At 58.7% G+C, this 21466-nt stretch carries 17 protein-coding genes, 2 rRNA genes and 2 pseudogenes; 11 read left to right on the forward strand and 10 right to left on the reverse strand.

Translation table 11 applies throughout. The annotated features are described in order from the left end of the window. From MEB48_RS16960 to MEB48_RS16980, 5 genes are all read left to right on the forward strand, one after another. Window positions 1-108 (forward strand): 23S ribosomal RNA (locus MEB48_RS16960); the annotation flags it as partial. A 183-nt stretch (window positions 109-291) separates the two neighbouring features. Then, window positions 292-407 (forward strand): 5S ribosomal RNA (gene rrf / locus MEB48_RS16965). A 149-nt stretch (window positions 408-556) separates the two neighbouring features. Continuing rightward, a complete protein-coding gene (locus MEB48_RS16970; protein ID WP_237885222.1) occupies window positions 557-1216 on the forward strand; it encodes a paraquat-inducible protein A in 660 nt (219 codons plus the stop codon). Continuing rightward, the gene (locus tag MEB48_RS16975) at window positions 1203-1826 is read left to right on the forward strand and encodes a paraquat-inducible protein A (protein ID WP_095051129.1); all 624 of its coding nucleotides are present in this window, start codon (window positions 1203-1205) and stop codon (window positions 1824-1826) included. The genes MEB48_RS16970 and MEB48_RS16975 overlap by 14 nt, the downstream gene beginning before the upstream one ends. Further along, window positions 1819-4122, forward strand: a complete 2304-nt coding sequence (locus tag MEB48_RS16980; protein ID WP_237885223.1) for a PqiB family protein — start codon at window positions 1819-1821, stop codon at window positions 4120-4122. Before MEB48_RS16975 ends, MEB48_RS16980 begins: the two co-directional genes overlap by 8 nt. Before the next feature lie 214 nt (window positions 4123-4336). On the opposite strand, the gene mksF is transcribed toward MEB48_RS16980, so the two are convergent. The 3 genes from mksF to mksB are packed head-to-tail and all read right to left on the reverse strand — an operon-like array spanning window position 4337 to window position 9139. Continuing rightward, on the reverse strand, window positions 4337-7177 hold the full coding sequence (mksF, locus tag MEB48_RS16985) for an Mks condensin complex protein MksF (RefSeq protein ID WP_237885224.1): 2841 nt from the start codon (window positions 7175-7177) through the stop codon (window positions 4337-4339). After that, a complete protein-coding gene (mksE, locus tag MEB48_RS16990; RefSeq protein ID WP_237885225.1) occupies window positions 7174-7875 on the reverse strand; it encodes an Mks condensin complex protein MksE in 702 nt (233 codons plus the stop codon). The genes mksF and mksE overlap by 4 nt, the downstream gene beginning before the upstream one ends. After that, window positions 7865-9139, reverse strand: a complete 1275-nt coding sequence (gene mksB / locus MEB48_RS16995; RefSeq protein ID WP_237885226.1) for an Mks condensin complex protein MksB — start codon at window positions 9137-9139, stop codon at window positions 7865-7867. The genes mksE and mksB overlap by 11 nt, the downstream gene beginning before the upstream one ends. 238 nt (window positions 9140-9377) lie before the next feature. Between mksB and MEB48_RS17000 the strand changes: the two genes are divergently transcribed. Beyond that, window positions 9378-10118, forward strand: a complete 741-nt coding sequence (locus MEB48_RS17000) for an energy transducer TonB (protein ID WP_237885320.1) — start codon at window positions 9378-9380, stop codon at window positions 10116-10118. Next, window positions 10111-10563, forward strand: coding sequence for a ribosomal protein S18-alanine N-acetyltransferase (gene rimI, locus MEB48_RS17005; RefSeq protein WP_007896888.1), 453 nt, complete (start codon window positions 10111-10113; stop codon window positions 10561-10563). Before MEB48_RS17000 ends, rimI begins: the two co-directional genes overlap by 8 nt. A gap of 121 nt (window positions 10564-10684) precedes the next feature. Here the strand turns inward: rimI and MEB48_RS17010 are convergent, their stop codons facing one another. Next, complete coding sequence (locus MEB48_RS17010) at window positions 10685-11089, reverse strand: serine kinase/phosphatase (RefSeq protein ID WP_237885227.1); 405 nt, start codon at window positions 11087-11089, stop codon at window positions 10685-10687. A 161-nt stretch (window positions 11090-11250) separates the two neighbouring features. Between MEB48_RS17010 and can the strand changes: the two genes are divergently transcribed. Further along, window positions 11251-11895 carry a carbonate dehydratase gene (can, locus tag MEB48_RS17015; RefSeq protein ID WP_030129672.1) on the forward strand — a complete coding sequence of 215 codons (645 nt, stop codon included), beginning with the start codon at window positions 11251-11253 and terminating at the stop codon, window positions 11893-11895. A 7-nt stretch (window positions 11896-11902) separates the two neighbouring features. Here the strand turns inward: can and MEB48_RS17020 are convergent, their stop codons facing one another. Further along, the gene (locus MEB48_RS17020; RefSeq protein ID WP_237885228.1) at window positions 11903-12427 is read right to left on the reverse strand and encodes an SET domain-containing protein; all 525 of its coding nucleotides are present in this window, start codon (window positions 12425-12427) and stop codon (window positions 11903-11905) included. Window positions 12428-12608: 181 nt separating this feature from the next. Next, window positions 12609-13781 (reverse strand): hypothetical protein, encoded by a 1173-nt coding sequence (locus MEB48_RS17025; protein WP_237885229.1) that lies wholly within the window; start codon window positions 13779-13781, stop codon window positions 12609-12611. A gap of 216 nt (window positions 13782-13997) precedes the next feature. On the opposite strand from MEB48_RS17025, the gene MEB48_RS17030 reads away from it, so the two are divergent. The 3 genes and pseudogenes from MEB48_RS17030 to MEB48_RS29415 all read left to right on the forward strand — a co-directional run. Then, window positions 13998-15311, forward strand: a complete 1314-nt coding sequence (locus MEB48_RS17030; protein WP_237885230.1) for an MFS transporter — start codon at window positions 13998-14000, stop codon at window positions 15309-15311. A 208-nt stretch (window positions 15312-15519) separates the two neighbouring features. Next, window positions 15520-16158, forward strand: a pseudogene (locus tag MEB48_RS29410) (PAS domain-containing protein); the annotation flags it as partial. Window positions 16159-16308: 150 nt separating this feature from the next. Next, window positions 16309-16746, forward strand: a pseudogene (locus MEB48_RS29415) (methyl-accepting chemotaxis protein); the annotation flags it as partial. 35 nt (window positions 16747-16781) lie between these two features. Here MEB48_RS29415 and MEB48_RS17040 read toward each other — a convergent pair. The 4 genes from MEB48_RS17040 to pdxR all read right to left on the reverse strand — a co-directional run bounded on the left by MEB48_RS17040 (window position 16782) and on the right by pdxR (window position 21274). Further along, entirely contained in the window at window positions 16782-17153 is a 372-nt protein-coding gene (locus MEB48_RS17040) for a helix-turn-helix domain-containing protein (RefSeq protein ID WP_237885232.1), read from the reverse strand. A gap of 3 nt (window positions 17154-17156) precedes the next feature. Then, complete coding sequence (locus tag MEB48_RS17045) at window positions 17157-17459, reverse strand: type II toxin-antitoxin system HigB family toxin (protein WP_237885233.1); 303 nt, start codon at window positions 17457-17459, stop codon at window positions 17157-17159. A gap of 273 nt (window positions 17460-17732) precedes the next feature. Further along, the gene (gene ggt, locus MEB48_RS17050; protein ID WP_237885234.1) at window positions 17733-19577 is read right to left on the reverse strand and encodes a gamma-glutamyltransferase; all 1845 of its coding nucleotides are present in this window, start codon (window positions 19575-19577) and stop codon (window positions 17733-17735) included. 197 nt (window positions 19578-19774) lie between these two features. After that, window positions 19775-21274 (reverse strand): MocR-like pyridoxine biosynthesis transcription factor PdxR, encoded by a 1500-nt coding sequence (gene pdxR, locus MEB48_RS17055; protein ID WP_237885235.1) that lies wholly within the window; start codon window positions 21272-21274, stop codon window positions 19775-19777. Window positions 21275-21466: the final 192 nt, after the last annotated feature.

Raw genomic sequence — 21466 nt, forward strand, 5'->3', positions numbered from 1 at the left:
TTGAGTCCCCTGAAGGGCCGTCGAAGACTACGACGTTGATAGGTTGGGTGTGTAAGCGCTGTGAGGCGTTGAGCTAACCAATACTAATTGCCCGTGAGGCTTGACCATATAACACCCAAGCAATTTGCAGGCTTCGAGCTGAAAAGCGAAAGAGCACCAGATTGCGGTGTGTGAAGACGCAATGAACCGAAAGTTCGGCTCGCTCACAAAAAGCCAAGGCAACACACAAATCTATTACATACCCAATTTGCTGAAGCGAGGCCAACTGGCCACGACTCGGTACCCGAATTTCTTGACGACCATAGAGCATTGGAACCACCTGATCCCATCCCGAACTCAGCAGTGAAACGATGCATCGCCGATGGTAGTGTGGGGTTTCCCCATGTGAGAGTAGGTCATCGTCAAGATTAAATTCCGAAACCCCTATCTGCATCTGCAGGTAGGGGTTTTGTTTTGTCCGCAGGAAAAGAACACTTCAGCGTCAGCACAAAATTGCACAGTTATTTTCGAGTCAGGACACTAGAATAGGTCCAACTTTTTTGGAGCCAGAGCCTTTATGCCAGATCCGGTTGACGCCCCTGGGCTGTCAGATTTACCGCTGGACGACTTGGTAGCGTGTCATGAGTGCGACTTGCTGATGCGCAAGCCTGAGCTTGCTCATGGTGAGAAAGCCGTCTGTGTACGCTGCGGTTATGAGCTGTATGCCCATCGACATAATGTCGTGCAGCGCAGTCTGGCCTTGGTCATTGCCGCACTGTTGTTGTACATCCCGGCGAACTTTTTACCCATCATGCAGCTCCATCTACTCGGACAGTCGTCGCACGATACTGTCTGGAGTGGCGTTGTCGGTCTGTTCAATACCGGGATGCGAGGCGTAGCGGCAGTGGTATTCCTTTGCAGCATGGGGATTCCGCTGCTCAAGCTGCTTTGCCAACTGGTCGTACTGCTGAGTATTCGCTTCGATATCGGACGCAGTTACGGCTTGCTGCTCTACCGCATTTATCACCATCTACGAGACTGGGGGATGCTCGAGGTTTACCTCATGGGCGTACTGGTTGCGATCGTTAAATTGGCCGATATGGCGGCGATCACCGTAGGTTTTGGTCTGGCGTGCTTCATCAGTTTGTTGTTGGTTCAGGTCTGGCTGGAAGTGGTGATGTCACCGCACCAGATCTGGCAGGCTCTATCAGGAGAAGATGCCCATGCGGGCGATTGATGCAGGCATTCTGATTTGTGCTGAATGCCACGAGTTGAACAAGCAGGAAGCCGATACCGACGAGCAGGTTTGCACTCGTTGCGGTGCGCTGGTTCATGCCCGCCGCCCGAACAGCCTGATGCGTACCTGGGCGTTATTGGTCACAGGCGCGATTCTCTACATTCCGGCTAACGTGCTGCCGATCATGACCGTCAATTCCTTGGGCCAAGGCGATCCGAGCACCATCATGTCCGGTGTGATCCAACTGGTTCAGCACGGCATGATTCCAATCGCCGCCGTGGTTTTTATCGCCAGCATCCTGGTCCCCACGTTCAAGTTGGTGGGTATCGCATTGCTGCTGTTTTCGGTGCAGCGCCGCCAGCCGCTTTCGGCACGCCAGCGCATTCTGATGTACCGCTTTATCGAGTTCATCGGCCGCTGGTCGATGCTGGATATCTTTGTGATCGCCATCCTGGTGGCGGTTGTGAATTTCGGACGGCTTGCCAGTATCGAAGCCAATCCTGGCGCCATTGCCTTCGCCAGTGTGGTGATTTTGACGATGCTTGCCGCAGTAACTTTCGATCCCCGACTGATTTGGGATAACACGGAGTCGGACGACGACCATGACTGATTTGCCTAAAGCGAAAACCCGACCGGCCTCGAACTGGTCTGCCATTTGGGTGTTGCCCCTGATCGCCTTGATCATCGGCGGCTGGCTCGGCTGGCGTGCCTACAGCGAGACGGGCATCGAGATTCAGGTGCGTTTCGAAAGCGGTGAAGGCATTCAGGCCAATAAGACCGAAGTTGTCTACAAAGGCATGTCGGTCGGTAAGGTGAAAGCCCTCAAACTCGATGATGAAGGCAGCTCCAAAGGAGTGATCGCGACCATCGAGATGAACAAGGATGTGCAGCAATACCTCAAGACCAGCACGCGTTTCTGGCTGGTCAAGCCGAGCGTTAGCCTGGCCGGTATCACAGGCCTGGAGACACTGGTCTCGGGTAACTATGTGGCCGTCAGCCCTGGCGAAGGCGAGCCAACCCGCAAGTTCAAGGCCCTTGCCCAAGAGCCTCCGCTGTCGGACGCCAAACCCGGCCTGCACTTGACCATCAAGGCTGATCGCCTTGGCTCGCTGAATCGCGGCAGCCCGGTGTTCTACAAGCAGATTCAGGTCGGTCAGATCAAGAGCTACGTGCTGTCCGCAGACCAGAGTACGGTCGAACTCAAAGTCTTCATCGAGCCGACTTACGCCAACCTGGTGCGCAAACACACGCGGTTCTGGAATGCCAGCGGCATCAGTATCGACGCTAACCTTTCTGGTGTGAAAGTGCGCAGCGAGTCCCTCGCCAGCATCGTCGCCGGTGGTATTGCATTTGCCACTCCGGAGAGCCGCAAGGACAGCCCGCCCACCGATCCAAGCCTGCCGTTCCGTCTCTATGAGGATTTCGATGCGGCCGCAGCGGGTATTCGGGTCAAGGTTAAACTCAGTGATTTCGAAGGCCTGCAGGCCGGGCGTACGCCGGTGATGTACAAAGGCATCCAGGTCGGTAATCTGAAAACGCTCAAGATTGACCCGGACCTGTCCAGTGCTAGCGCCGAGTTGACGCTCGACCCACTGGCCGAGGATTACCTGGTCACTGGTACCCAGTTCTGGGTGGTAAAACCGTCGATTTCGCTCGCCGGTATCACGGGCCTGGAAGCGCTGGTAAAAGGTAATTACATCGCCGTGCGCCCTGGTGACAAGGGCGGTGCACCGCAGCGCGAGTTCGAAGCACGGCCCAAGGCGCCGCCGCTGGATTTGCGTTCGCCAGGCCTGCACTTGGTGTTGTTCACCGACAACCTTGGGTCTCTGGAAGTCGGCAGTCCGATTCTCTACAAACAGGTCAAGGTCGGTTCGGTTCAGAGCTATCAATTCTCCCGCACCAAGAAGCAGCTGGTGATCGGGGTGCATATCGAGAAGGAATACGAAGGGCTGGTCAACGCCTCGACGCGTTTCTGGAATGCCAGCGGCATTACGCTCACCGGTGGGTTAACCGGCGGCATCCAGGTCAAAAGTGAATCATTGCAAAGCCTGATGGCTGGAGGTATCGCCTTCGAAACCCCGGAAGCCAAGGCGCCATTGCAAAAGCGTATTCCACGTTTCCGCCTGCATGCCAACCATGATGACGCAACACAGAAAGGCACTGTGGTGACGATCAAGGTCGATCGCGCCGATGGCCTGCGCAGTGGCACGCCGGTTCGATTCAAAGGCCTGGACGTTGGGAAGATTGAGGACGTCGATCTCACTGATGACCTGCAATCAGTGCTGCTGACCGCGCGGATCACAGAAGTGCCGGAGCGTATCGCTCAGGTCGGCAGTCAGTTCTGGGTCGTCAAACCTGAGCTCGGTCTGCTTAAAACCTCGAACCTCGAAACTTTGGTCACCGGGCAATACATCGAAGTGCAACCGGCGCCGAAGAACCTCGGCCCGCAGAAGACTTTCGTGGCATTGACCAATCCCCCGGAAACCGCCAAGGAAGAGGCTGGTTTAAGCCTGGTGTTGAGCGCTGCTCGTCGGGGGTCGCTGAAGATCGGCGTTCCCGTCACCTATCGCGAAATCACGGTAGGCAAGGTGACCGGCTATGAGCTGGGCCAAACGGCCGATCGAGTGTTGGTGCACATTCTGATCGAGCCGAAGTATGCACCACTGGTGCGCAGTGGTACGCGGTTCTGGAATACCAGTGGTTTTGGTTTTGACTACGGCTTGTTCAAAGGCGCGACAATACGCACTGAATCGCTGGAAACGCTGGTTCAGGGCGGTATTGCCTTTGCCACGCCAGATGGCGACCGCATGGGTGTCCCGGCGCGGCCCGAGCAGACGTTCCCGTTGTTCGACCAGTTCGAAGATGAGTGGCTGACCTGGGCGCCGAAGATCTCGATCGGCAAGTAGTCTATCGGCGCCTGTGATACCGCCTTCGCGGGCAAGCCCGCTCCCACATTTAATCGGTGTCGTACGCAAATGTTATGCACGACAAAGATCCAGTGTGGGAGCGGGCTTGCTCGCGAAGGCGGCCTAAAGCTCACAGAAAGTCTCTAGTCATTGCATAAAAAAGGCCGCGATCCATTTGGATCGCGGCCTTTTTGTTGGCTTGGATTAAGTCAAATCAGACTGCATCCAGCTCTGGCTCATCAGCTTGTACAACAACGGTTGCCTTCACTTCATCGTGGCGACGGATGTATTTCCAGTCCGCCTCATCGATGTAGATACCGTTCGGGCCGCTGCCGCCTTCCAGGTCGATGGCGACACTGGCGCAGACTTGCGGCTTCACACTTGCCAGGATCGGCACGAAGCCTAATTGCAGACTGGTTTCCAGCAGTGCTGCCTGGTTCTTCTCGTCGATGTCCGCCGCCTCGTCGAGGTAGTACGGCAAGCGCACGCGACCGGCCTGGTCGCGGTCCATCAAGTGCAGCAACAAGTACATGTTGGTCAGCGCCTTGATGGTCATGGTGGTGCCGTTGGACGCCGCGCCGTCGATGTCGGTGTGGATCACCGGTTGGCCATTGACCTTGGTGATCTCGAACGCCAGCTCGAACAGATCCTTGAGACCGAGCTGGTTGTGGTTGGCCGCCACCAAGCGCGCAAGGTATTCCTTGGCTTCCTCGTTTTTGTTGTCCTGATCGGCGCTTTGGCTCAGGTCGAAGACAGAAAGGGTTTCGCCTTCTTCGTACTGACCGGCGCTGTGGATGATCTGGTCAATGTGCTTGAGCGCTTCCTTGTTCGGCGCGAGCACGATGCGGAAGCTTTGCAGGTTGGAAACCTGACGTTTGTTGATCTCGCGGTTGAACAGCGCCAGTTGATGTTCGAGGCTGTCATAGTCGCTGCGAATGTTACGCAGGGTCCGGGCGATGTCGGTGACCGCCGCACGACGCGCCTTGCCGAGGGTCAGGGCTTCGTCGGTGCGGTGTGCGTAGGCATTGATCAGCAGTTGCAGGCGACGCTCCATATCGTCTTCGCTGTCAAACTTGGCCACGCCTTTCAGGCGAACCTGAGCGTAGAGCGCCTCGATCTGCCCGTCGCTGCGTAGCAAACCTTGCCAGCTGTCCTGATAGTCATTGAGCAACGGCAGCAGGTTGTCCATGGAATCGTCGACCGGGTCCATGAACGGCGTGCCGAATGGCAGGTCCGCCGGCAACAGCTGACGACGGCGCAGGGCGTCGTCGAGGGTGCGTTGCTTGGCTTCCATGTCGCCGATCTGCCGGCCGACCAGTTGCAGCTTGGCCGACAGTTGCTGGACGCGTTCGGTGAAGGCGTCGCTGGAGCGCTTCAATTCATCCTGAGCGGCTTCCATCTGTGCCAACTGCTCAAGCTTGTCGCCTTCTTCGGCGCTCAGGGTTTGCGCGCGGCGGAAGTCTTCCAGGGCTTTCTGTGCATCCAGCACTTGCTGGTACAGCGCTTCGGTCTGGGTCTTGCTGGCCGCGCGGTCGGCAGCCACGGCAGCTTGAGTTTTGAGCTGCTTGAGTTCTTTTTCCAGGCGGTCTTTCTGATCGCGCAACGCCGCACGGTCAGCCAGGGCTTGCAGCGCTGGCGGCTCAATGTGCGAGATGTCGATCGACAGGCCCGGCACTTCGAAGCGCTCGCCTTTGAAACCATCGAGGATCAGTTCCATGGATTTGACCCACTGACCGTCCTCATCCAGCGTAATGCCGTGCTCGCCCAGCGGCAGGCTGAACAGCGCGTTGTTGAACAACCGCATCAGGCGCTCGACGTCCTGCTGCGAAAACTCTTCGCGCAGACGGGCGTAGCTGTTGTTGTCGGCGTGATCGAGTTGCTGCTTGACCGACTTCAGGCGTTTTTCCAGATCCCGCAGACGCTCTTCCAGATCCTCGGCGCTGAACTGTCGCGACTGGGCCAGCGCACCGGCCAGTTCGTCGTGCGCATCCTTGGCCGCGAGCAGTTGCTGCTCAAGGACTTTGACATCATCGACCAGGGCGAAGCGATGCTTGAGCACTGACAACTCGCCGAGCCAGCGCTGGATGCCGGTGATTTCCCGCTCCAGACGCATCAGCTCCTGAGTGCCGCCGCGCTGATCGTTTTGCAACGCGTCCTGCTCGTTACGGTAGTGCTCGGCCTGAATCGTCAGTTCTTCCTTGCGCGCACTGGCATAGTCCGACCAGGTGCCGAGCAAGGAATCGAGCAGCGGCGAGATCCGGTGCAGTTTGCCACGCAGGATATTGCGCTGGGCCACGCCAGCGGCCAGTGCTTCAACCAGCGGGCCAGCGGTGACCAGCGAGTTGTAATCCTGCTCCATGCGCCGTACATCGCGGAACGCTTCTTCACACGCGGCGATGTAATCGACGCTGCCGGAACGCAGGCTGTGTTCGAACGCATCGAGGAACAACTGCTTGAGTTTCGCCGCGGTGATTTCGCGCATGTGCAGCAAGTTGATGAACAGCGCGCGGAAGGTCTTCAGGCTCTGTTCACTGGTGGAGCGCAGCGGGATCAGGGTCAGGTCGAGCGGAATCGACGTATGACCGCCAACCAGCAAACGACGCAGTTCATCGGGCTTGAGTTCGTAGGCTTTCAGGCCTTCGCGCTCAAGGTTGGTGAACAGTTCTTTCTGACGCAGGCAGGTGTCGTTTTTCTGATAGTGAGCCAGATCGAGTTTGCCGGCATAGGCAAAGAACTGGTGACCGAAACCGCCACCGGGGCCGCGCCCGACCACGCCGATCACGTGCGGGCCATGGGGCAGGGAGACTTCCACCAGGATGTAACTGGTGTCGGAGGCGAAGTAGAAACGCCGTGATTGCTCCAGGCTGTACTTGCCGAAACTCATGTCCGACATGCGCGCCAGAATCGGGAACTGCAAGGCGTTGATCGAGGCGGATTTACCGAGGTTGTTTGCGCCGTAAACCGACAGCGGCTCTTCCAGCGGGAACAGGCCGAGGCTGTAGCCGGCGGTGTTCAAAAGGGCAAAGCGGCGAATGCCGTAGCGTTCCTTGCTCATGCGTCGGTCTCCTGTTCTTCGGCGATGGCGCGGGCCAGGGCGTCTTCTTCGCTTTCTTCCTCGAAGTCACTGAGGTCCAGCGGATCATCGGTTTGCAGCAGCTTTTCATCGCTGTCGTCATCGATCAGCACCGGGACCGGCAGAGGCAACACGCTGTGCAGGCTGGCCGCCAGATCGCGGTCCTGCTGAACCGAGAGGCAAACGTCGAGGAAGCGGTGCATCGGCGGCAGGAAACGGTAAACGCCGTTTTCTTCGCTGGCGAAACCGAGCTGAGTCATGCGGCGCATGATTTTTTCTTCGAGTTCTTCGATGGTCTGCACTTCAGCCTGAATGAACAGGTCGCGGTACTTTTCCAGCAACGATGGCAGTTCATCACGGCCGAGGCTGCCACCGTCGAGCACGGCGATCGGGTCACGGCCCTGATCCGCCAGATGCTCGACGAGGATGAAGGTGAACAGTGCCAGACGTTGCGCAGTCTTGTTCACCGCCGCTGCGGCGAGGTCGGGTACGAAGTAGTAGAAACCCCGGGTGTCGCAGACCAGTTCAAAGCCCAGTGCCTTGAACAGCGTGCGGTACTGGTCCTGGAAGTTCGACAGTTGCGCGTACAGCTCCGGATCGCGGCGGCTGACGTGGTAGCCCTTGAACAGCTCGCGGAAGATCGGCGCCAGCTGGGACAGTTCGGAAAGATCAAGATGCATGTGGAATGCTCGCAGAATTCTCGGGAACGTCATCGCGGGCCGAGAGCAGGGCGAAGGAGCGCAGGCTGACCTGATGCTCGTGAGTGTGGTAGTCGCGGCGTTCCAGACGCTCGCGTTTGAAGCGTTTTTCCCGCGACAAGCGCGAGAACCAGTACAACAATTCGTCGGTAGCGCCGTCCGGCTCCTGCTCCAGCAGCCAGGTCATCAGGTCCGGCATCGGCAGGGCGTCTTCGCAGCGTTCGAGCATTTCCCGAACCGTGCGTGGCGCGCGCGGGGCTTCGCCTTGGGTCTTGTGGGCCTTGGGGAAGCGCGCTGGTTTCGGCTCGAAACGGGCCAGGGCGTACACATAGGCTTCGACCTGACTGGCGCTGCCAAGGAAGGTGCTTTGCGGCCGGGTGAACATCGGCATCGCGGCTTGCGGAACGGCATCGATACCTTTACGACGAATCGCCGCCAGGGCCAGCGCCGCGCCGCGAGTCACGGCGTTGTGCCGGCGCGCTTCTTCACGCAGTGGCAGCAGCAGTTCACGGGCATGACGCAGGGTCAATTGCGCGCTGGTCTGCATTTCGAGGATGCGCGCGTGGGTGCGCAGCAGCATGTCGTCATCGACCAGATGGCCGAGGCGCTGCTGTTCGCTGAGCATCTTCAACAAAACGGTTTCGACTTTGCGCACGCCTTGCTCGAAGGCGCCGTCGGCGTTCACCAGATCGATCATTGGCTCGACGTATTCGTCCCAGGTCGCCAGCACTTCAGCGTAACGCTGGCGCAACGGAATCTGTCGGTCGCTGGTTTTCGCCCGTTCGGCGACGGCCACCAGTGCCTGTTCGTCGTTATCGAGTTTTTTCAGCACGTCACGCACGCGCATGTCGAGCAGGCGCAACTGGCGGGCCAGATCATTGCCGTCGCGGATATCGAACGCGTCCTGGATGTAACCGGCCAGACGCTCGAGGTGGCGCAGGTAAGCTTCGATTTCCAGGCACAGCCCCAGACGGTGCTCACGGCGCAGGTAAGCGAGGAAGTCGTGGATCTGCGCATTGAGCTCGAAACGGTTCGGGCTTTTGGCCACGGGAACCAGAATGTCGAGGCGGATCCACACGTCCAGCAGACTGGTGATGTCTTGCGGCGTACTGTCGAGTTGCTGGGCGGCCAGTTGCGTGCGCAGTTCGTTGAGGCTCAATGTGCCTTGGTCGAAGTGCTCGCACAGAGGCTCCAGAAGTGCCCAGTGTTCAGCGAGGGCGCGCAAGACGCGCTTGGGTTCGATCATCGGAATGGCCGGCTGGTTGGCGATTAAAAGCCGCGATTGTACTGCATCGCAGCCGTGTCGATTCACTCTCGGGATGGGCTGTCGCCATTTTTCATGGGTGGAAAGACTATCGGTGAAGTCTATCGATCAACAGCGCGGGCGATCTTGAGCGAAGGGCGGTAGAATCACCGCACTTTAGTTATCCACAAGTGGCCGACCTTTGCTTATCGAGTCCCGTCGCCGCGCTTATTTGACCGCCATGCAGGTGGTCAACTGGCTGCCGCGCACCGAATTGCCCTTTGCTGCGCCATCGCGGCCCGAACTGCTGGAGATGCCCGAGCCGTTGGTCGTCGCCCCGGTTACGCCTGTTCCGCAGGCACCCGTGGAACCTGCAGCCAAACCGGTCGAGCGGGTGAAGATCGAGGTGCCGCGCCCGACGCCATCGGCTGGTCGGCCGGCGAGCAAAACGGTGGAAGAGGCCGAAGAGGCACCGGTCGTCGCCAAAACCCCGCAAGTGCCGCCTCCGCGTTTCGCCCTGCAATTGCTGCGCGCCGGTCGTTGCCTGTTGCTGGTGGAGTTACCCACAGGCGAAAGCTTCCAGACCCGCGATCCGGCCTATCTGTTGCTCAAGGACATGCTGCGCGCCGCCGGTCTGCCGGACAGCCCGCAGATCGTCGGCGAACCGGTACGCTGGCCGCTGCTGGCGCGCGGCACCATGGATCAAGGGCCGGAAGCGGCTCGGGATTTCGTACAAGGTTTTCTGTCGGCCCGTCTGGAAGACGCTCCCTGCGTCTGCCTGTGGCTGATTGGCCTGCCGGCGGTGCGTTTTGCCGGTGAGGCCAACGCCGAATCCTTCAATCGTGAACTTCAGGTCGAAGGCCTGGGTTCGGCCTGGGCCTTGCCGGGTCTGGAATTATTAATGGAAGAGCCACAGCGTAAGGCTGATGTCTGGCAAGCCATGCGTCGGCTGATGGCGCGCTGGAAAGAATCGAATGAGTGATGCTGTATCGTTCCGCCCGATGACCGAGGCGGACCTGGACACTGTACTGAAAATCGAATACGCGGCTTACAGCCACCCCTGGACTCGCGGAATTTTTCTCGATGGCCTGGGCAAGTACCAGATCTGGCTGATGTTCGAAGGGCAGCAGCAGGTCGGTCATGGCGTGGTGCAGATCATTCTCGACGAGGCGCATCTGCTGAACATCACCGTCAAACCGGAAAATCAGGGCCGCGGCTTGGGTTTGACGCTGTTGGAGCATTTGATGTCGATTGCCTACAAGGCAGAGGCGCGGGAGTGTTTTCTGGAAGTGCGCGACAGCAACCGGGCGGCGTTTCGGTTGTATGAGCGGTATGGGTTCAATGAGATTGGGCGTCGGCGGGATTATTACCCGGCGGTGGGTGGGCGCGAAGATGCCGTTGTCATGGCGTGCACCTTGGTTGATTGATCCTTTTAAAAGCTTCGCGGGCAAGCCTCGCTCCTACAGGGTTGGTGTCGAACACAAATGTGAATGTCCAACCTGTAGGAGCGAGGCTTGCCCGCGAAGGCGTCCTCACTGACGACAACGATCAACGCTTGCCATCCATCGGATCGTGCCGCGCCAGTTCCGCCTCATCCAGCCCATCGCCACCGCCGATGTCGTCTTCATCGACAACGCTCAGATCCCAGTCCGCCTGGCCACCTTCACCCTCTTCATGGGCATCCCGTGCGCCGTCTTCACGGATCAGGGTTTCCGGGCTCATATCATCGTCGGTGGATTCATGGTTCTCGGTCGAGCCTCCGGTCATGCCGGCTTCACGCCCGCGTTCATCGGGCATTTTGCGCGCACGCTCGTGTTCAGGGATCAGGTCGCCGATTCTGGTACCCGGTTCTTCCTCGTCAAAATCCAGCTCACGGACCGAGCCCATGCGGTCTTCGTTGTCGTCGATGGGTTCGGGTTGTGCTTCATCGAACGGCCGTCGTGAATCAGTCATGGCATTTCCTCGTACGGTAGGCCTTGCTACAGTTGACCCACTGGGCTTGCGAGAATTCCACTGGCATGGAGCGTCGGGCATCATGGCTGTCTGCATCTTGCGCGTGACCCCGACAGGCGGTTGTCTGTCAAAGCAGCGCATCATTATCGAGGCTTCATTGCATGAACGACTTACAAGATCTGATTGATAACAATGAGCGCTGGGCCGACGCGATTACCCAGGAAGATCCTGATTTCTTCGCCAAACTGGCCCGTCAACAAACGCCGGAATACCTGTGGATCGGTTGCTCCGATGCCCGCGTGCCGGCCAATGAAATCGTCGGTATGTTGCCGGGCGATCTGTTCGTGCACCGTAACGTGGCCAACGTTGTATTGCATACCGACCTCAACTGCCTGTCGGTGATTCAGTACGCAGTCGATGTACTCAAAGTCAAACACATCCTGGTCACCGGCCACTACGGTTGCGGCGGTGTACGCGCCTCGATGCAGGACCGTCAGTTGGGCCTGATCGACGGTTGGCTGCGCTCGATTCGCGATCTCTATTATGAAAAGCGCGACGAACTGGCCAAGTTATCCACCGAAGAAGAAAGAGTCGACCGCCTCTGCGAACTCAATGTGATCCAGCAGGTGGCTAACGTTGGCCATACCAGCATTGTGCAAAACGCTTGGCACCGTGGGCAGAGCCTGTCGATCCATGGTTGCATCTATGGCATCAAGGATGGACGCTGGAAAAGCCTGAACGCCACCATCAGCGGTTTCGAACAGTTGCCGCCGCAGTACCGTTTACGTCCGGTCGAGGCGTTGTAAAAGCCTTTCAGCCGTGACTTCGTCGACGCCAGTGTTGAAAGAACTGTTCTCCATTGGCATTCGGCGACTCGTCATAGCCGATTATCCAGCCACGGCAGCAAGGACAACCGCAGCGGCAGGCGAACTGCCGCAGCAGCTTGTCTTCTGTCGCGGCGAAATCCATCGTCAGTCGATCACCCTTTTTGATGTCTTTGAGCGCCCATAACCACAGCTCGCTCATGTCGAGAAAGACGTTGGGGTCACAGGAGTGGCTCAGCAGACCGCAGAAGCGCGGATCGTAGATGTGGATTCCCGGCGCCAACTGCCGGGTGTGTCGGCAGCGATAGGGCAACAGATGTCCGGAAACCCTGCAGATTCGGCTGATGCGGGGGAACTCGCGCAGTGCCATGACAGCTATTGCCGATCCCTCGGCGTTGTAGAGGGTTTCAAAGTCGTCTTTGGAGGGGAATCCAAGGCGAAGGGGCAATTCTACAAATGGATAGATGCCATTGGATGGCGGCGGGGGGATTCCTTGTTGGGTGTGAGCTTTCATAACGATCCTTGTCAGCTGGGTGCTACGACTTCTATCAGCTGACATCCAGTCAGCTCTGCAGCACATGGGTACGCCCCAAGCCTCTCGCAAATGAAACAATTGTTCTACTGTCAAATATGACAGGCGAAAAAGGCTCTTCCCCGCGTTAGCCATGGCTCACGCGGGAAAGATATTCATCGTGTTACAAGTGTGGGGCAGGGGCGGAGGTCGCAAGAGACGGGGTCTTCAGCTGTTTCAGTTGCGATTTGACCGTCGTTGTTGCGCATTTGGCCACAGCCTGTTCAGGCGTCAGGTTGCGGATCGAGGTGTAGAACAGTTCGCAGGTTTTTTCTTTCTGGGTCACTTGCCAGGTTTGAGTGCAGCTTTTCAGTTGAATGGTAGGGTCAGTGCCCGGTTTGCTGCCCATCCCGGCTTGCCAGCACGCGGCGCTCAAATCCTGCCCCATGACTTTCAGCCCCGCGGCGTCAGCCTTGGCCTGGGCATCGCTGCCGCTGTAGGCCTCGGGATCGGCGGCGTACCAGATGTAGCTCGGATGGTTGGAACCCAGTACTGGCACCTTCACACCCTCGCTCGGGCTGATGGTTGCCAGGCCCAGCACGTCCACGGTCGGCCCGTATTGCTGCTTGATCCAGTTACGCACCGGTGCGCCGAAGGCAACCATTGGCAACGCAGCGCCGCTGGCGTTCTGGCTGACTTCCTTGACCATGGTGGTCTGGTAATCCTTGAAGTAGTCATAGACGCCTTCCAGGTCCTTGCCGGCGCTGGACGGCGCGGCAATCGGCGCGATGTCGATGATGGTCTGATAGCCCGGTGTCTGGTCGACGGGGATGCCGTTAGCGGTCAGCAGCGTGGCCCAGCGGTCGGTGGTCTTGGACTCCAGGTAGTCCTGGGCCTGGGTCAGCGAGTAATCCGGCGGGAAGTGCAGCAGTTCGACGCTTTTGCGGTTTTCCAGCGCCATGCCGAGTGGCAGGAACAGGTACCAGTTATAGGTCCATTTACCATCACTACTTAGCTTGCTGGCGCCGTTGTAAGCCAGATCGCCGGCATCGAGTAATGCAGCCAGTGGTTTTTCATAGCCGGCAGGCACGCCACTGATTGCGGCGTAGAGCTGATCGTTATCGGTTTTGACTTGGACTTTTGCGGTTTTGTAGCCATCGCGTTGTACGCTTTGGGTCAGGTAGTGCTCGACTGTCTGTTCCAGTGTCCAGTTGCGAAAACAGATGACGTTGCAGTTATTGGGGTAGGCGAATAGTCGGGTGACGCGTTCGGTACTGCCCAGTTTCAGATCGACATCGGCGTGGGCGGCGGCACTCAGGGTGAGTGCGGCGAGGGTGAGTCCTGCGAGTTTGAACATGCTCAGATCCTTTTCAGCGTGAGCCCTCGGAGGTGGGGCGGGGTACATACTGAAACTACTTGTGTCGAACGGTCTAGTGCTCATGTGAAAAGGTGTAACGGTTCACCAATGTGAACGTTGCTCACTCCCGCACTACGAGGGTCTGACGGGTTGTCCGCCAGTGTATTTACGTAGACCATGGGCGCCTTGGTTTTTTGCCTGCCAGAGTTCTTTGCCATGACTGCCAATACCGCTGCGAGCCCGGCGCCCTTCACCCGCTCGGACTACAAGACCCTGGGGCTTGCAGCCCTTGGGGGCGCGCTGGAAATCTATGATTTCATCATTTTCGTATTTTTCGCGCTGACCCTCAGCCAACTGTTCTTCCCGCCGGAAATGCCCGAGTGGCTGCGTCTGCTGCAAAGCTTCGGGATCTTCGTCACCGGCTACCTGGCGCGCCCGTTGGGCGGGATTCTGATGGCGCATTTCGCCGATCGACTGGGGCGCAAGAAGGTTTTCAGCCTGAGCATCCTGATGATGGCGTTACCGTGCCTGTTGATCGGGGTCATGCCGACCTACGCCCAGATCGGTTATTTCGCTCCACTCCTGCTGCTGGCCCTGAGGGTCCTGCAAGGCGCGGCGGTGGGCGGTGAAGTGCCAAGTGCCTGGGTGTTCGTCGCCGAGCACGCGCCGGTTGGGCATCGCGGTTATGCTTTGGGTTTCCTACAGGCGGGGTTGACGTTTGGCTACTTGATCGGAGCCCTGACGGCGACATTTCTGGCGCAGACGTTCACCCCGGCGGAGATCCTCGATTACGCCTGGCGCTACCCGTTTCTGCTGGGTGGTGTGTTTGGCGTCATCGGTGTCTGGCTGCGTCGCTGGCTCAGTGAAACCCCGGTATTCATGGCGATGCAGGCCCAGCGCGAGGCGGCTGTCGAACTGCCGCTGCGCACGGTTCTGCGCGAGCACCGCCTGGCGATGCTGCCGGCGATGATTCTCACCTGTGTGCTGACCTCGGCCGTGGTGGTATTCGTGGTCATTACCCCGACCATGATGCAAAAAACCTTCGGAATGACCGCTAGCCATACCTTCGCCCTGAGTGCCTTGGGCATCGTCTTTCTGAACATCGGCTGCGTACTCGCAGGGCTGCTTGTCGACCGCATCGGCGCCTGGCGCACGGTAATGCTGTATAGCCTGCTGCTGCCTTTGGGCATTGGCGTGCTCTACACCTGCCTGATCATTGAGGGGCAATGGATCGGGTTGGCCTATGCGATGGCCGGCCTCAGTTGCGGGGTAGTCGGCGCGGTGCCATCGGTGATGGTCAGCCTGTTTCCGGCGCGGATTCGCGTCTCGGGAATTTCCTTCACCTATAACATTGCCTACGCGGCGTGGGCGAGTATCACACCATTGCTGTTGATCGGACTGATGCCGTGGAGCCCATGGATTTGTGTGATCTTCTGCGCGGTGATGGGGGTGGTGGGCATTGGCAGCGCGGCGTATTTCGGCGCGCGGATACCACGAGTCGGGCGCTGTTCGGTGGCTGGCGCGGCATGATGGTGTCGTATTGATATTATTTTTGCAGGGCAACACTGAAACACTCTTCAGAAAATGTCCTCAAGGCCGATGGTTAGGCTGTAAGCCGCTTCCTACTTCTGTCCGTCGGTGCTTTTCCATGTTCAACAAACGCTTGAAGCAGGAGCTGTCGGCTCTTCGCGAAGAACTCTCCAGCCTTCAGCAAATCAAGGAGAGCCTGGACAGCGAGATGCTGGTCCTGACTCTTGATGCCGATGGCAGGATTCAGTCGGCCAACCAGAACTTCATGGGTGAAATGCTCTACAAGGGCAACGATCTGGTCGGCCGGCACATCGAAGACATCGTCCCGGCCCATGTGAAATCGGACGAATTCCACCGCCGCTTCAAGACCGCGTTGACCCGTGGCGAGCACTTTGCCGGCACGGTTCGTTTATTGCGCAGCAATGGTGCCGAAGCCTGGCTGCGGTCGATCATGCAACCGGTACGATCCCCGGATGGCCGGATCAAACACTTCTCGATTTACTCCAGCGACCTGACCCGCACCATCGAGGCGTCCCGTGAACATGAGAACCTGATCGGCGCACTGGTGCGTTCGACCGCAGTCATCGAATTCGACCTCAATGGCAACGTACTGACGGCCAACGAGCGGTTTCTCAATGGCATGGGTTACAGCCTGGCGCAGATCCAGGGCAAACAACACCGCACCTTCTGCACGCCAGAGGAATACAACAGCCCTGAGTATCAGAATTTCTGGCGCCGCCTGAACGCCGGCGAGTTCGTGGCCGACCGTTTCAAACGCATCGACGGCCATGGTCGCGTAGTCTGGCTGGAGGCTTCCTACAACCCGGTCGCCGACGCCAACAACAAACTCTACAAAGTGGTGAAATTCGCCACGGTGATTACCGATCAGGTCAATCAGGAGCAGGCTGTCGCCGAAGCGGCCAACATCGCCTACAGCACCTCACAGCAAACCGACAGCAGCGCCCAGCGCGGGACCACCGTGGTGACTCAAGCGGTGGACGTCATGCGCGACCTGGCCAAACACATGCAAACCGCTGGCGAAGGTATTGAGGCGCTGAACGAGCAATCGTTGGTGATCGGCACCATCGTCAAAACCATCAGTGGTATCGCCGAGCAGACCAACCTGCTGGCGCTCAACGCGGCCATTGAAGCGGCGCGTGCAGGTGAACAGGGGCGGGGGTTTGCCGTGGTGGCTGACGAAGTCCGGCAACTGGCCTCGCGCACCAGTCAGGCGACCGACGAAATTGTCGGCGTTGTGCGCCAGAACCAGGACATGGCGCGCAACGCGGTGGCACTCATGACCGAGGGTAAACTCCAGGCTGAACAAGGTCTGGCGCTGGCGGCTGAGGCGGGGACGGTGATCGTCGAGATCCAGGACGGTGCGCAGAAAGTGGTGAACGCGGTCGCACAGTTTGCCAATCAGTTAGCGACTTGATGCTCATCTATCCGGCGTGAGTTGCGCAAAAAAGGTCAGGCCTGCTTCTGCGGCTTGATCAGACTTTCAGCGGGTATCCCGAATAGATCATGAAGCTTCCAGATCATCGGAAGCGTCAACGCACGCTTGCCGTTGAGCACTTCATAAACCCGGTTTGTCCGGCCAATGGCAGGTGCCAGATCAGCGGCGGACAGGCCGGACTGCTCCATGCGAAATTTGATCGCATCGATCGGCGTAGGCAGGTCGACCGGAAACTGCTTCGATTCATAGGCCTCGATGAGGGTAATCATGATGTCGAAGTAATCGCCTTCGGGGGTGCCCGGTTCAGGCTCATTGTTGAATTGTGCAGATACGTTCCTGAGGGCTGCACGGTAGTCCTCGTCGGTGTGAATCGGATGAATGTTCATGGGTTACTCCATTTCGACGGTATCAGCGTCGATCCCATCATACTGCTTGTGGGTGCCGACAAATTTTATGTACACAGCGCCGAAGCGATAGGCCACCGCGACTACTAACCGAAAGTCATTGCCCTTGATGTTGAACACGACTCTGCGGCTTTTGAGAATGCTGGCGGTGGCAAAGTGTGCCTTGATGTCAGCAGGCGTCTTCCAGTCCGCTTTCCTTGATTCGTCAATCCAGGCGAGGAAAGGTTGTTCTGAGTCTGGGTACCTCTCCCAAAAACTTTTCAGCTGACTGATGGCGATAATTCTCATGACATGATCCTAGTCCCGCGGTGGGACTTGTGCAAGTTTGTGGCGGAGTAGTCGACATGTGGAGAGTGAATCGACTCCTGCAATCAGGTACTGCCGATAGCTGATGTGATGAGATGGGTTAATAGGGCGTTCGAGCTAAAAACGGTTTCCATACTCTATCCAAGAGGTAGCAATTTGAGGGTAGGAAAAGGCTGCGCGACATACCTGATGAGGATTCTTTGCCAATAAAAAAGGCCTACCTCCCGGTAAGCCTTTTCTCATTTCTGCGTACGACTAATCCCCCAACGCTTCCCCCTCACGCCGCGGATCGGCTCCGCCGGCCAACGCCGCTTTCCCTTGCGCATCCTTGACCCGAACAATCGCCTGAGTCCCGCTGGTCATATCGATTTCGTTCACGTTGTGGCCTTTGTCCTTCAGTACCTGAATCAACTCAGCGCTGAACTGCCCCTGTTCCAGTTCGGTCGGGCCGTTGCGGCTGCCGAAGTTGGGCAGGTTGATGGCCGCTTGCGGGTCGAGGTTCCAGTCGAGCAGGCCGATGGTGGATTTGGCGACGTATTCGATGATTTGCGAGCCGCCAGGGGAGCCAATGGTGGCGAGGAATTCGCCGCTGTGGCGGTCGAAAATCAGCGTTGGTGCCATGGACGAGCGCGGGCGTTTACCCGGTTCGACGCGGTTAGCGACTTTTTGTCCGCTCTCTTCGGGGATGAACGAGAAGTCGGTCATCTGGTTATTGAGCAGAAAACCCTGGACCATCAGGTGTGAGCCAAACGCTGCCTCCACGGTGGTGGTCATGGACACGGCGCCGCCTTCGTCATCGACCGCCACCACTTGCGAGGTAGAGATGCGCAGCGGCGAGCGGTCCGGCGCATGGGCAATCTGAATCCCCGGCGGGGTGCCGGGTTTGGCCAGGCCCATGCTGCGGTCGCCAATCAACGCGGCGCGGTTGCCCAGGTAAGTCGGGTCGATCAGACCATTTACCGGCACGGGGACGAAGTCGGTGTCGGCGACGTAGAGTGCGCGATCGGCGTAAGCCAGGCGCTCGGCTTCGGCGATCAGGTGCACGGCTTCAGGCGCCGGTTCGATGCCCGCCGGTTTGCGGGTCTGGACCGGTTTGAGTGGCGCCAGGGCAAAACGCCGGTCACGGGATTCCAGCGCCTGCAAGGTGCCGAGGATTTGCGCCACGGCGATCCCACCCGACGACGGCGGTGGCATGCCGCAGACCTGCCAGCGTTTGTAGTCGGTGCACAGCGGGGCGCGTTCCTTGGCCTTGTAGCCTTGGAGGTCGTTCAGCGACAGGCTGCCGGGGTTGGCATGGCCCTGAACCGTGGCAACGATCTCTTTTGCGATCGGGCCTGCGTACAGCGCGTCGGGACCTTCCTTGGCGATGCGTTTCAACACAGCAGCGAGTGCCGGGTTTTTCAGTTGTGTACCGACGGCTTTTGGGCTGCCATCGGCATTTAGAAAGTAGGCGGCCATATCCGGTGAGCGCGGTATGAACGCGTCCGCTGCGATCAGCCGATGCAGTCGTGGCGAGAGGGCGAAGCCTTGTTCCGCGAGTTTGATGGCGGGCTCGAACAACTTCGCCCAAGGCAGGCGACCGTGCTTCTGATGGGCCAGCTCCAAGGCCCGCAACACACCCGGCGTCCCCACTGAGCGACCGCCGATCTGTGCTTGGGTGAACGGCATCGGTGTACCGTCGGCTTGCAGGAACAGGTTCTCGGTGGCGCCGGCCGGAGCGGTTTCGCGACCGTCGTAAGTGCGCACAGTCTTGCCATCCCACAGCACAATCAACGCGCCACCGCCAATGCCCGACGATTGCGGTTCGACCAGCGTCAACACCGCTTGCATGGCAATGGCTGCATCAATCGCCGAGCCGCCCTGACGCAGCATCTCCCGTCCGGCTTCGGCTGCCAGCGGGTTGGCGGCTGCGGCCATGTGTTTCGAGGCATGCCGGGTCTGCAGGTCGGTGCGATAACCGGAGGCGACTTCCGGGGCGACCGGCAGAGTAGAAACTGACGACGAAGAGGGCAGGGTATTACACGCGGCGAGGGTTAAAGCGGTGGCAATCAGCGAAAAGGCTGACAGGCGATAGCGGCTCAAGTGAAGGGCTGAGAACACGCGGGGCACTCCGTCCATGGGATAAAAGGTCTGGGGACTTTATCGGCCTGAGGGGGAGCGACGCAAATCAGGTCTGCCGTCCTGAAGTGAATGCCACTTTTATCGAGGCATAAAAAAACGGCTTGAGCCTCAAGGTTTGTGGTGCCCTGTGTCGCCTGTTGATGAACGATACCCCGGGGCCACCGCCAGACATTTCCTTACCGGGTTTTCAATGCATTGGCCAGGCGCAGCATGGCCGCTTCGATTTCATAAGCGGTCAAGGACGAGTAACCCAATAGCCAACCTTGTTTCTTCTGGTCGCCGGCGTACAACCGGCTCAGGCCGGAAAGCTGTACGCCCGCGCTGGCCGCTTGGCGGATGGTTTTTTCCTCAGACCAGCCATCGTGCAGCAGGCAGGGAATTTGTAGCCCGCCGGGAGGGCGCAAGGCGGTAACGATGCCGTCCAAGTGCTTGCCGATCGCGTCGAGGATGATGGAACGGCGCCCGGCATACAGCTTGCGCATGGCCCGGACATGGGCGTTGTAATGGCCGTCCTCCATAAAGCGCGCCAGGGTCAGTTGCAGGATTTGTGGCGTGTGGCCGTCCATCATGCTGCGCGCGTAGGTGAAGGCTTTGATCAACTCGTGGGGCAGTACCATGTAGCCCATTCGCAACCCGGGGTAGAGGGTCTTGCTGAAGGTGCCGATGTAGAGCGTACGCTGGTACTTGTCCAGGCCCTGTACGCAGGCTGTCGGCTGCCCGTCGTAGTGAAACTCGCTGTCATAGTCATCTTCGATAACCCACTTGCCCTTCTCTGCGGCCCAGTTGATTAGCTCAAGACGACGTTCCAGCGACAAGGTCGCACCGGTGGGGTATTGATGAGACGGCGTGACATAGACGCAATTGGCGCCGCTGCGGTCGTCGTATAGCAGGTCGGTACGTATGCCCTGTTCATCGACATCGATGGGCAGAACCTTGGTCTCGGCGGTTTCAAAGGCCTTTTTGGCGCCATAGTAGCCCGGGTTTTCCAACAGGATCGGTTTGCCGACGTCCACCAACAACTGCGCACACAGAAAAAGGGCCTGGCGAGTGCTGCTCAACACCATGATCTGGTCGGGGGAGCATTTGGCCCCGCGTTCGAGGTTCAAGTAGGTGGCAATCGCCTTGCGCAGCGGCTCGGCTCCTTGCGGGTCGCCATGCAACAGCACGTTGGCGCGATGGTCCTTCATGACCTGGCGCTGCAGGCGTTCCCAGACATCGGTGGGGAAAGTGCGGGTTTCCGGCAGGCCGGTCGCAAATGCCTTGATCACTTGCTGATCGTTTACACCGCCACTGTTGAAGATCATCCGCCCGCGCTGGCTCAATCCCGCCCCCGGTGCTGCCTGGCTGCTTTTGACCTCTTGCGCCTTGATGCGTCGGCGCGTCGCACCGCGCAATTCGGTGCCCACCGTTTCACAGACATAACTGCCCGACCCCTCGCGCCGCACGATAAAACCGTCGCGGTGCAGTTGCACGTAGGCGTTCTCCACGGTGTCGCGGGCAATACCGAGTGACTTGGCCAATACCCGAGTCGCGGGCAGCTTCAAACCGGGGCCAAGGGGGCCATCGAGGATCAGCTCACGCAATGCGCGCTGAATCCGCTGGTGCAGATCCAGCAGCTGAAACTCAGCATCGTTGAGGCGTATTTTCAGCGTTTCCAGCTCGAACGTTTTCGCCATGCGGTCTGCCTTACTTTAATAAATTGGCCTGCAATGGCAGGCCAGTCTATCCGTAGAATTAGTCCCTCGCCACTGCCTTTGTGCGCGGCGAGCCGGCGCGTTGCGAACGATTTTGAACGGGCCCGACGGCGTTGCCGATGGACGTATTTACCCATAAATCACCTCTCACCCGAGGCTAACCACCTCGTTTTG

The sequence above is a fragment of the Pseudomonas sp. PGPR40 genome (genome assembly GCF_022014505.1).
Taxonomy (GTDB): domain Bacteria; phylum Pseudomonadota; class Gammaproteobacteria; order Pseudomonadales; family Pseudomonadaceae; genus Aquipseudomonas.